The 12,373-nt window shown below is 56.6% G+C and carries 9 protein-coding genes; 8 read left to right on the forward strand and 1 reads right to left on the reverse strand.

From position 1 onward, the window contains the following. Nucleotides 1-447 precede the first annotated feature (447 nt). Nucleotides 448-2,907, forward strand: coding sequence for a putative bifunctional diguanylate cyclase/phosphodiesterase (locus C2L66_RS42335; protein ID WP_060610792.1), 2,460 nt, complete (start codon nt 448-450; stop codon nt 2,905-2,907). Nucleotides 2,908-3,465: 558 nt separating this feature from the next. Next, nucleotides 3,466-3,744, forward strand: a complete 279-nt coding sequence (locus C2L66_RS38775; protein WP_103323754.1) for an HU family DNA-binding protein — start codon at nt 3,466-3,468, stop codon at nt 3,742-3,744. Nucleotides 3,745-4,353: 609 nt separating this feature from the next. Here the strand turns inward: C2L66_RS38775 and C2L66_RS38780 are convergent. Continuing rightward, entirely contained in the window at nt 4,354-5,463 is a 1,110-nt protein-coding gene (locus C2L66_RS38780) for a permease (RefSeq protein ID WP_233445139.1), read from the reverse strand. Between the two features lie 184 nt (nt 5,464-5,647). Here C2L66_RS38780 and C2L66_RS42060 point away from each other — a divergent pair, with 184 nt between their 5' ends. The 6 genes from C2L66_RS42060 to C2L66_RS38815 all read left to right on the forward strand — a co-directional run bounded on the left by C2L66_RS42060 (nt 5,648) and on the right by C2L66_RS38815 (nt 12,362). Next, nucleotides 5,648-6,880: a CopD family protein gene (locus C2L66_RS42060; RefSeq protein ID WP_060610797.1), complete on the forward strand. Its 1,233-nt coding sequence runs from the start codon at nt 5,648-5,650 to the stop codon at nt 6,878-6,880. 297 nt (nt 6,881-7,177) lie between these two features. After that, entirely contained in the window at nt 7,178-7,645 is a 468-nt protein-coding gene (locus tag C2L66_RS38795) for an Lrp/AsnC family transcriptional regulator (RefSeq protein WP_060610800.1), read from the forward strand. Between the two features lie 164 nt (nt 7,646-7,809). Next, nucleotides 7,810-8,658 carry an energy transducer TonB gene (locus C2L66_RS38800; protein WP_060610803.1) on the forward strand — a complete coding sequence of 283 codons (849 nt, stop codon included), beginning with the start codon at nt 7,810-7,812 and terminating at the stop codon, nt 8,656-8,658. Nucleotides 8,659-8,694: 36 nt separating this feature from the next. Beyond that, on the forward strand, nt 8,695-9,444 hold the full coding sequence (locus C2L66_RS38805) for a MotA/TolQ/ExbB proton channel family protein (protein WP_060610807.1): 750 nt from the start codon (nt 8,695-8,697) through the stop codon (nt 9,442-9,444). A 27-nt stretch (nt 9,445-9,471) separates the two neighbouring features. Beyond that, complete coding sequence (locus C2L66_RS38810; protein ID WP_060610809.1) at nt 9,472-9,906, forward strand: ExbD/TolR family protein; 435 nt, start codon at nt 9,472-9,474, stop codon at nt 9,904-9,906. 68 nt (nt 9,907-9,974) lie between these two features. Continuing rightward, nucleotides 9,975-12,362, forward strand: coding sequence for a TonB-dependent siderophore receptor (locus C2L66_RS38815; protein WP_060610812.1), 2,388 nt, complete (start codon nt 9,975-9,977; stop codon nt 12,360-12,362). Nucleotides 12,363-12,373: the final 11 nt, after the last annotated feature.

Here is a 12,373-nt window from a genome sequence, read left to right on the forward strand (position 1 = left end):
GCACATCGATTGGACGCACGTCAGACGTGCGCACTGTCGTCCCCGCCGATCCGAGACGCGGCCCGATCCTCCGTGATCCGCCCGCTTCGTTCTTGCGTCTCGACGCATTCCACCTAGTCTCGACAATGACCGCACCTGCCCGTGGGCCACAAACGGCCCCCAAACAATTGAAACTTCGACACGTCGCAACGGCTGCTGCACTGATAATGCTGGCCTTGCTTGTGGTATTCGGCGTGACACTGCGCTCGACTTCTTCGCGAGGTGCCGCAGAGGACCGACTGCGCAAAGCAGTTGCCGCCTCTTCAGAGCTTGAGACACTGCTCACACAACACGTGGCCGCGAACACCGACTTTGTTAGCGGCGTCCATACGGCCGGCTTCAGCTCGCGCGCCTGGCCCGTGCGACGCGCCGCGGCTGTTGCCAGCGCCTACGAACGGCTCGAAGCCGATGACCGACACACCTGAATCCGTGCGAAGCGTCAAGGAATTGCGTCGACTTAGCGCTAAGTGGCCGGAACAACTCGACGCGGCGGCTCGCAGTGTCGCCTTGGCAGGTGAGACGTCGGCCATTGACGCGAGCCTTCTTCAGAGAGCGAACGAGACTTTTAGCTCGATCATGAGCATTCTGACGACGCTGAGAACCCGCGAGCGCGATGAGATTGCCCAGATGCAATTCAATTCTCAATCTGAACTCGCGGGGCAAAAAATATTTCTGTCCGTGTTAGAGGCATCGGGTGCGCTACTCCTGGTATTGCTGCTTTACACCAGTCATCGCGCGGCCCTTGCACGGGCGAGGGCAAAGGTTGTAGCGTCCGAAGCCGAGCGGCGCTTCGAGGAGTACTTCGAAAATCATCCCGTCGCGATGCTCATCTACGACGTTGACACGTATCTGATTTTGACGGCGAACGCAGCCGCGCAACGACAATATGGCGCATCGCTGCAGCAGCTTCGAGAGATGCGTATGGATCAACTTCGTCCTGCGGAGGAGGCAGAGCCATTTCGGCGGGACCTCAAGCAGTATGTTGAGTCCGGTGTTCAGGGTGGTTCCGGAGGATTACGTCGGCACAGGCGCGCCGACGGCACGACCATCTTCGTGGATATCGCGTTTCATCTTCTCGACTATGCTGAGCGCAAGGCCTGCTTTATCTCTGCGCGAGACGTGACGGACTATGAATGCGCAAAGGAAGCGTTGCGTGTACGCAGCAGCGCCCTGGAAGCATCGAGGAACGCCGTTCTCATATCGGAGAAGTCCGCCGGTACGAACATCATCACGTACGCAAATGCGGCGTTCGAGAGCATCACCGGATTTCCCGTGCGCGAAGTCATCGGTTTGGAACAGTGGTCGGTGCTGGGCTGTGAAGTGACGTCACGCCAGGCTCGCTCCGTCCAGCTGGCAATGCACTCAGATGCGGCGGAGTCGGCCCTGCTCGAATGCCGCCGGCGCGACGGAACGCCTTACTGGAGCCAGCTACAGGTTGCGCCTGTGCTGGGCGAATCAGGACGTCCAACACATTGCGTCACCGTGTTCAACGACGTATCGGAACGCATCCGGGACCAGGAGCAGTTACGGGCCCAGGCCCATCAAGATCCACTGACCCAGCTTCCAAACCGACTTGGCCTGAACGCACGACTAAACCCGTTGCTCAGCCGTGCGCGACGCGATAACGAACGGATTGCCCTCGTTTTCCTGGATCTGGACAATTTCAAGGTCGTCAACGATTCGCTGGGACACACAGCCGGAGACGCGTTGCTGCACGAAGTCGCGCGCCGCCTGTCCAGCTGCACCGGCCCGCAGGAGTTTGCCGTAAGGTACGCGGGCGACGAGTTCGTGGTCGTGTTGTACGGTCGCGGCGACATCGACGAATTTGTGGCGGCCGCCCAAGAGATGCAGGCAGGTTTGAGCCAGGACGCCCGGATCGAAAACAGCGTGGTGAGTCCGCAAGCCAGCATCGGAATTGCCGTCTATCCCGACCACGCGCAGGACCTTGAAACATTGCTGCGCTGCGCGGACTCCGCAATGTACAGGGCAAAATTCGTCGGACCGAGCGGCCTGCAAATCTACGACGAAGCCATCGCGCGGGAAAACAGCGAACGCGTCGCCGTGGCGCACGACCTGCGAAATGCTCTCGCCAGCGGAGCGCTTTCTCTCGCCTATCAGCCGCGCCTTTCATTGGAAACGGGGCTTGCAAATGGATTCGAAGCCCTGGTTCGCTGGAACGATCCTGTACGCGGATCGGTTAGTCCAGCCATGTTCGTGCCGATTGCCGAAGAGAACGGACTCATCACGGAAATCGGCGAGTGGGTGTTGGAACAGGCTTGCCGGCAGACAAAGATATGGGCGCTACAGCATCCGGATATCGTTGTCTCGGTCAACGTGTCGCCTGTTCAGTTCTTGCGTTCCGACCTGCTGTCAGTGGTTACCGAAGTGATCCAGCGAACCGGGGTGAATCCGCGCAACATAGAAATCGAAATCACTGAAGGTGTGCTCATGGCAGTGCAATCGGTCGCTACGCTCCGCGGCTTTCGCAAAATAGGTCTGTCGGTCGCGATCGACGACTTCGGTTCCGGATATTCTAGTCTGGGATACGTTCGCAGCTTCATGGCGGACCGCCTGAAACTCGATATGTCGTTTGTTAAGGGGATCGGGCTATCGACTGCAGATGAGGTGATTGTCAAGGCTGTCATTGCCATGGGGCGCACGCTGGGCATGCAAGTCGTCGCTGAGGGTGTCGAGACTCACCGCCAACTCGAATTCCTGATCGAAAACGGCTGCGAGGAGATTCAGGGTTACTGGTACGCGCGTCCGACGGATGCCGCTCGCGCCACGGCCTTTCTCGACAACCCGCGTAAGATCGCACGAGTGAGCGACGGCAAAGACCGATGTGTTCCCCGGCGCGAGTCTGGTTAGGCACCGGCTCGCTCTTGACTGGAAAATTTGATTGTTGAACGCAGCGCCTGATAAGGTTGTCCCGGCGCACCCCTTAGCCAGGGTGGTCTATAAAACTAGCGGTGCAGTGGCTCAACGCGCCTTGCCCATTTGCCGTCCTATCAACAACGAGACTCCTCAGGCATCGACTCATGCGACGATTGCTGATCGGCTTTGTCGGATTTGCAACGATGCAAACGGTTCTACGTCCAGCATTTCTCGGTTCGGTTGTCATGTGCGCTGCTGCACGTGTGTAGCCCCGATTGGGTGTCTGTCCAATCGTCGCGGTTCAAGAATCCTGCGCGAAGCATACCGCTCAGCCTATAAAGAATCGACATCGCTTCACATAATCGCGCAACTAACTGTCTGGCGGCCAACCAGGCAATTCCGCTTCGCCAGAAGACCCGCCGACAGGAAAGCGAGCCCTTTGGGGCGACGGGGCTCGTCAGCCAACTCGCCGGTCGCCGGACCGACGCGTGTCGGTAGGGGCGTCCGGTCCGCCAGCATCGGGGACGTTATTGCTCAAAGGGAGACTGACCGATGAACAAACGCGAACGGATTAATGCCGTTGCGGCTACCGTGGGCGAAAACAAGGCCAGCATGGATGAAGCCACCGATGCCATCCTCGACGCCGTGACGGCCGCAGTGACGCGCGGCGAAACCATCCAGCTGATCGGATTCGGCTCGTTTTCTACGGCGGCGCGCACCGAGCGTACTGGGCGCAATCCTTCTACCGGCGAGACCATTACGATTCCGGCGGCGAAAACCGTCAAGCTCACGGCGGGCAAGGCGTTCAAGGACGCAGTCAATGGCCGGTGATGTTGACCGGATACATCGGATGAGCCGGCTGATGTGACGGTGAGCAAATCGAATGATCGTTTTCGGCCATGCGGCATGCTCTGTTACCGGACTCCACGTAATGTCGACTGTTCCGAAGGATGCAGGTTATCCCTGACTCCCGGTGCGTGTTGAAGCCCTCCGCCGGTATCGGTCGTGGGGCATTTTTTTCGCGGCGAGAATTTCTCAGGGGAGGCTTGGAAGGGATACCGGGTCGAAGCATGTCTAAGCCCGCTGCGACCGCGCAGCATACTGTTCATGGATCTGGCCGACGAGTGGCACGCAATAATCAAGACGCCCGCCAGTCGTAAAAAGTAATGCCACGGCTTTCTCGGTGGAACTACTCATGTCCATGCCCGGCATGGACGCCCCTTACTGCGCGAATGCTATTCCGGTGGTGAGACCAAGGTAGCCATTACGCAGACGGCGAGAGTTCGTTTAACAAAACGGTCTTTCATGTTCATTCTCTGCTGCTTGCCATTTAGCGGCGTTGCTGGGAACGGTGCTCGGCCAGAGATGCATCACTACCGTGAGCGTCATGTTCGTGACTGTTACCGTCAGCTGAGTGCTCGTCACGCTTCATCATGCGCATCATCTCAACACCGCCTGTAAGGAAAAGACGGTCGTCAAAACGATGAAGACGATGCCGAAAACGATATTCAGGACGGTGGTGTAATTAAGGGTGATGGCGGCATCGAGGACGGCGGTGCGACGCTCGTGTGGTACCCACCCCAACAGTTGAAACAACCCCTCGACAATGAGGGCAGCCACGACCATTGCGATGTAAAACGTCGCGGTCATGAAGACGGTCATCCTGCCGCCGTAATATTTCCGATAGATGTTTATGATTGGGAGGATGATGAGGTCGCCAAATATGAACGATGCAACGCCTTCGAAGCTGATGCCTCCCTTCCATAGAACCGCCGCCAACGGCACATTTCCGACGGAACAGGTGAACGATGCGATAGCGATGAGAGGGCCAACGAACGCACCCCAAACCATCGCGAGCGTGGGGTGGTTTGCCAGGAAGAATGTCCGCCAGAAGCTATCTGGCACCCATGCCGCGACGGCACCGGCAACAAGTAATCCCACACCAATGTCCCGCCACAGCATGGTCCAGTTCATCACGTAACTGTGGCTGATTGCCTTCCAGCCGTCTCGTGATGTCAGGCGCTCTTTCCAGGTACCTTCCTGCTTACTCATCGACATGGCAGCATGCCCCTCCATGCTGCCCGCCTCACCTTTGTTCGCCTGGTCGATAGCGCATCGCTTCAGGGAGCGCGGCAGATAGAACCGAAACAGTAGCGCCAGCACGACAATCATGACGGGACCGCCAATAAATTCGGCGGCGGCAAACTGCCATGCGATGAGTACCCACATGAGCACGCCTAACTCCAGTACCAGATTGGTAGCGGCGAACTGAAAAGCCATTGTGGCAGTGAAGTCAGCACCTTTACGAATCATGGAGCGCGCCATGGCAACGGCTGCATAGGAGCAGGATGACGATGCAGCACCGAACAGGCTTACAAGGGTTAATGAACGTGGCGAGTCATCCGGCAAGAGCCTGGACATCTCGGCCTTCGATACCGTGACTTCAATGACGGCGGAGAACAGGAAGCCGAGGCTGAGCCCCCAGAAAATCTGCCACAACATTGTGAAAGACATCCAGAGGGCGTGACCTGTTGCGCTGAAAATCTGCATTGGAACCCCTATGGCGCGAGCACGTGCGAGCGCGCCGTCGTCACCTTTACAGCGTTTTGACGTCCCGAATGGTCTGCCTGGCCGATGGAGCAAGGCCGGCCGCCGTCATCGCTCCGACTAGTGAGAGGCGTTCTCAACATGCTGCTGCGTGCGAACCTGAATCGCTACATCGCCAGCACCCAGCATGCCTGGCGTCGAAGGCCACGAACCCACCATCATAGAGTTAGGCACTGACACGCCCGTCACAGAGCGTGCGAACAGTGCGGCATTCATTCAGTCACTGTCTGATACGGCCACGCTCGCCCTGGTTATCATTTTCGTCACTGGTGCATACAATGGCTGGCGCTGTGTGAATACACCAAGGAGCCTGCTCACGTCGGCATATGGGCAAGCGTTGCTGCTCAAGTTGGTGCTCGTGCCCATCGGTGCCACGCTCGATAGGCATAATCGGGTCATCGAGATGCCGAGTCTCCTTGTTTCTCAGGAGGGCGTGCTCGAAAACAGCCCTCAACGGCTGAACCGTTTGCCGCCGTGTTGCATGTCGAGTCCCTTATGCTCATTGCGGGGCTGGTCGCGGCAGCAGCCCTTGCGTCGAGTCCGCTACCTGGGACCACTTGAAGCGCGGGAACGTCGCTATCGGGCAGTCGCCGCTTCAAACGAGCCGGAAGCGGTAGCACCCGACGAGTACTCACAAAATGCAAGGTGTCAAATGGATGCTCGACAGGAACCGTCTGCGCGGTCCATGACGTTGCAACTCACGTGGTGGATTGCTTCCGTCATTGTCGCGCTCAGCGTTGCGGCGACCGGTGCGTCCTTTGCTGCCGCGTATCACGAGGCGAACAGGCTGCAAGATGGCCATCTCCGCGAAATCGGTGCGCTCATTGATACTGGGAAACTTGTGCTCAGAGCCCCCATGGCAGTGTGGGAAGGCAGCAGTCGCGATTCAGGCGTGAGACTCGTCATTTCGAGTTTGGGTAAGTCCTCACCCGGCATGAGCGCACCGATTGTCATTCCGGACACGCTTTCCGACGGACTGCACGACCTTGACGCCGAGGGCGGGAATTGGCGTGTCAGTGTACGGACATTGCGTACTGGCGAGCGAATCGCTGTGGCGGAACGTTCAATGGTGCGCGACGAAATAGCAAGGGACGGCGCTCGGAGAACGCTGTTTCCAATGCTCGCCCTCACCCCCGTTCTGGTGGCGGTGGTTGCATTTCTGGTCCACAAAATGTTGTCGCCTGTGGCGCGTCTTGCCAGCGCTGTGGACAAACAGGACGATGCAACGCTCGAGGCGTTGTCGGAGCAGGGCATTCCAAAGGAATTGCTGCCCTTTGTCAGTTCGATAAACCGACTTATCGCAATAGCACGGTTTGATTTGCTACTTCTCCCGCATCCGGGACTTTGCGGCGCTATCTGATGAGAGAAGGTTGTGTTCCGCACCTACGCGAGTTGACGTTTTTATTCCCGATTCGATGGTAAATAAAAGCGTAACCGGAATGCCGCTTTAGCCCGTGGTTGCGGTGCCAAGGTAGTGACAGATTCATTACGGTCTATGCGTGACGCCTTCGTGACATCACGTTTCTGCTTTCAAAAAAAAATTGTGTAAGCACTGGAAAAATCTCGGTCTCGTTTCACAAGCAAAGAAACCGATCTCCTACACGCGACGACGGTTAAAAAATTGTCCCTTGGTTCCTTCGTAGAGGCGCGACCGGTCATGCTCGACAAGATTGATAAGCAGCTGCTTGCACACATTCAGGAAGATAGCTCCCGATCGGTGTCGGACATCGCACAGGCAATTCCACTCTCAACGACTCCATGCTGGCGCCGGCTGCAACGCCTGCAGAAAGACGGCTATATCCGCAAGCAGGTCGCGCTGCTCGATGCGAACCTGTTGAATCTCGCAGTGACCGTCTTTGTGGAGATCCGCGTTCCCGCACATTCGCCAAGTTGGCTCGCGAAATTTTCAGAATTCACGCGGAGCAGTAACGAAATCGTCGAGGTCTATCGGCTTAGCGGCCACGCGGACTATCTGCTGAAGGCGGTGGTGCCCGACGTCGCAGCGTTCGACAGCCTATATAAACTCTTGATCGCCCGACTAGATCTTGCTGACGTGCGGTCCGCCTTTGCGATGGAAACGATCAAGTGCACCACGGCACTGCCTCTTGATTACGCAGACAGATGACACTGCTGGGTGGCGTCCTATGACGGTCCAAGTACCGGAAAAAAATTTTCCGCGAACCGACAAAACGACACAAACGTTGGAAACTCTTTTCAGTTTTGTCTTTATATGCTTGGCTCGAATTGATCATGTGTTGATCCAGATTCGAACCGAATTGTGCATCTCAAATGAAAACATACTACGGGCGGCAAAGTGAACCTGATCGTGGCGAAAGCGACAAGCCGCGAACATTGTTGATGATACCGCGCCCAGAACACATGGCAGCCGCTAAGCAAGTGGGGATAGCGCGGCACGAAGCCACACAGACGCGCTCCCTGTGGCGTCGGGTTACGGCGCTTTTGGTCGCCCTCTCCATGCATGTCGTTGCCATCTATTTCGTCACGGCTCAACGGGTCAATGTGGGGCTATCGAGCCGCGGGGGCGGTAATTCGACGCCCATTAGCGTATCGCTCATCGCGCCCCCCGCGCCCCCCGCGCCCCCCGTCGTTGCTCCGAAGTCCATAGCGAAGCCGAAGCACGACACCGCACCGAAGATTTTGGCGACGCGGCGCGCTTCGGTTCACACGGTTCTTGAGCACGATAGCGAGCGGCTGACGACGCCGCTGGCAGCACCACCGCAGACAACGCCAGAAGCTGTGCCAGCCACTTCCGCGCAGACGATACAGGTAGCACACTCAACGCCGAGCAACGCCGGCCCCGACGACAGCAAATTTCTTAACCTTCCCAAAACGATTGGAGACGCGGCGTTACGAGAGTTGGCATGTCGCATTCCGAGCCCAAATTATCCCGCGCGGGCAAAGCGTCTTGGTGAGAGCGGCATCGTTAGGCTTCGCATCCAGATCGGAACAGATGGCCGCCTCTCGGGCGTGAGTGTTGCGCGCAGCAGCGGCTTTCCCGAACTTGATGCGGCTGCTCTCGATGCTGTGTCAGGCGGTGTGTGTGAACCCTTTCGCCAGAACGGCGTGCCAGTCGTCGTGACGGCAGAACAGCCGGTCGGCTTTGATCTCGACCACTAGCGTTTCGGTCTTAATTCTCGTTCTCGGAGTGAGCTGATGCAACACTATGGAATTAGCAACGTCTGGCTCAGTGGCGATGCCGTCACACGCGCCATTGTTATCGTGCTCGCCGCGATGTCCGTCCTCTCATGGGCCGTTATTCTTGCCAAGGGTGCGGGACTCACTCGACTGCGGCGGCAAACCGCCTTGGCGGAGCGCCGGTTCTGGACGGCGCCGAGCTATGAAGAGGGAATCACGCTCCTCGGAGCGCAGATCGATAATCCTTATCTTGAACTTGCCCTCGCCGGACGGGAGGCAAGTGAACAGGTGTTTGACGAGCGGCAACTGCTGATCGGCAGCCTTAACCGAAACGACTGGATTTCTCGATGCCTCAAAGTTTCGCTCGATGACTTTATTGCGCGGTTGCAACGTGGGACGGCGATCCTTGCTTCAGTGGGAAGCACAGCGCCGTTTGTAGGGCTGTTCGGCACGGTTTGGGGCATCTACCACGCTCTTATGGCGATAGGTCTTTCGGGTGAAGCAAGTCTTGATCACGTGGCAGCACCTGTGGGTGAGTCGCTGATTATGACCGCCTTCGGTCTGTTTGTGGCGATTCCGGCTGTGCTCGGACATAACGCTGTTTCCAGAGGTAACAAAGCGGTCGTCCACAAAGTCGTGAGGTTTATGCACGAGCTGCATGGGTACTTCGTGGTAGGTGGAAAGGCTACTGGGAAAACCGCCGCGGAGCGCAGACCCCACTCCGTCTTAAAACAGGTTGCCGTCACCAGCGAACAAGACGCTTTGTAAGCGTCATAGCCAGCCCGAGGAGGTTGAATGTCGATTCTCACGGATAACGAACACGGCGACGGTCTCGTCGGCGACATCAATATGACGCCGCTGATTGATGTGATGCTGGTCTTGCTCATTATCTTCATTGTGACCCTGCCGGTCATGAATCACGCTTTGAAGCTGGATCTTCCGAAGGAAGTTGCCGCAAAAGATTCTACGAAAGATGACGCTGTGGACATTTCGGTCGACATCTCCGGTGCGATATTCTGGAATAAAGTTGCTCTAACCGATTCGCAACTCGCAAATAAAGCAACAGAGGCAGCTTCTAGTGCGCAGCCTCCCACGGTTCGAATCTATGCTGACCGTCACGTTGAATACGAGCGCGTGTTGCATGTGATGTCGATCGCTCAGGCAGCAGGTTTGACGAACCTCGAGTTTGTGACTGCACCCACGTCGATGCAGGCAGGACGGCAGAACTAAGACAAGAAGAGATTCGAATAACAAAGAAGAGCAACATACGTCTGAATGCACTATATATAGGATAACGAATGAAAAAGGCAGGGGTTAGAAAGTTCAAGTTTACGAAGTTGAGTATCCATCTGTTTCTTGCTTTTCATGCTTCACTACTTGTTGGGATTGCGAATGCCCAGAGTACTACCGCGGCGAGTTCAGTCATTCAATATGACGTAGCGGCGGGTCCGCTCGACCGCGTACTAGTCGCGATCGCCTCAGTAAATCGAAAACCAATCTCGTTCGATGAAAAATTGGCTAGTCGTTACTCTAGCCCTGGGGTCAAGGGCTCAATGACTGTTGAGCAAGCTATCGATCATGCACTCATCGGAACCGCTCTCGAGAGAGCAACCACGCCGGACGGTGCTTTGACGGTAAAGGAAAAGCAAGTCCGGGAACAGAAAAATGCTGGGTCCGCGGAAGGTACTGCACCCGTCTTGCCAGCGATTACAGTGCATGATTCAACGACGAAGTCGGACGTCACGAGCTTTACAGCCCCAACGACCTCCTCGGCGACCCTAACCGATACGCCTGCCAGCGAAACGCCAATGTCAGTACAAAGTGTCACGCAGGGCGTCATGAGAAGCCAACAGGCGACCACCGTGACTGACACGCTCCGCAATGTGAGCGGCGTGTCGGTGGTGGGAAGCGGGATTGGACAGGCAACCGTAGAAATTCGTGGATTTACAGCGCCCGTCTCCACAGACGGATTAGTCACCAACTCAGCGGAGGGCAACGGTTACACGAGCGGCCTCGACATCCCACTGATTGGCGTTGAGCGGGTGGATGTTGTCAAGGGCGCAGACTCGATCATCGCGGGTGGGACTAACCCAGGGGGCGTGGTTAATGTGATTCGCAAGCAGCCTCAGGCAGATCCGGTCTACGAGCTTCAGACCCAGGTTGGCTCTTATGGTGAGGCACTTTTGGGTGCCGATGCAGGTGGAGCGCTGTCGAAGAACATGAACTTGAACTATCGATTTGTTATTAACGGCGAGCGAACGGGCGAATCCTATGGTGGCGCGGTTGGTGAGCGGAGTCTATATATCGCCCCCTCGATTGGCTATCAGACCGCACAGACAAACTTCGTGGTCGGCCTTGAACAAAACACGGAGCACGAAGCCGCGCCATATTATTCGGTATTTCTTGATGGGAAGATCGCGCCAATTAACCACTCGATAGGCACCGAAGACGATCATTTGCGCGTAAATTCGACAAATGTTTACTACAACCTCTCCCAGCAGATCGTGCAGGGTTGGACTTTGAAAAGTAAGGCAGCCTACAACACAGAGGTCGAAAGCTTTGGCGTGACTGAAACAAGCGGCTCCTTCCTTGATGACGAGGGCGATGCAGTCTTCGTGCCTTTGTCCGGGTCCATACGGCAGCGAGCGTGGAGTTTGCAGAATAGCGTGGAGGGCAAGTTCTCGACTGGTCCTGTCTCTCATGATCTGGTGTTTGGTTTCAACTATCAACGCACGCTCGTTAATGCGGGGGCAGGTGTTGATGCCGCAGGCGTTGCCATTGCGAACATCTACACGTATTGGCCAACTGAAGACATCGTTCCCGTGGGTGAATACACGCAGCAGAACGGCTACTCAAACCAGTTCTACCTGCAGGATCAGATGAAATACGGGCGATTTCGTCTCCTGAGCAGCATTTCGCATGGCCAGTCATGGAGCCAAACCTCCACTAGCAGCTCGACGAACAGTGCGTGGAGCCCGAATGTCGGGCTGCTCTATCAGCTGACTGATGACATTGCCACATACGCGAGCTATCAAAAAACCTTCACGCCGCAGGGCAACATTCTCTTGGTGGGCGGCGCCGCGGCTTCAGCTGAGACCGGGGTAAATACCGAAGTGGGTGTCAAGGGTGAATTCCTTGACGACAAGTTAACGGCTTCCGCCGCGTTATATAGGACGCAGCTAAAAAACAGAGCAATTGCGGATGGAGCCGTCCCAGGCTACAACATGATCGACCCGGTCGGCGTCGTTTCAAAGGGCGTGGAAATTGACGTAAGCGGTCAAATCTCTCCCGGGCTGAAGGTCGTAGCTAACTATAGCTACAACGCGCAGACTCAGCCATCGGGACCCGATATCAGATCGGCGTACACCGATCCTCGTCATAGACTGTTTGTCTGGGGGGAGTATGCGTTTCAATCGGCCATGCTGTCGGGGTTCGGCATCAACGGTGGCGTAACGATCAGAAGTTCCTATACGACGGGTCAAAGCACATCGACCAGCCCAATCTATCGGATCGGTGGGCAGGCAATTGTGGATGCCGGTGTATTTTATCGGAAGAGAAAATGGGTTACATCATTCGGCGTGCGTAATTTGTTTGATCGGGCGCAGATCGGGCCCGGCGCGTTGGACAGCTATGTCCCAATTCTCCCTGGCCGCACTTTCCTGCTGACGAGTATTTACCAGTTCTAGCCAGCCCATGT

Source organism: Paraburkholderia caribensis (genome assembly GCF_002902945.1).
Lineage (GTDB): Bacteria > Pseudomonadota > Gammaproteobacteria > Burkholderiales > Burkholderiaceae > Paraburkholderia > Paraburkholderia caribensis.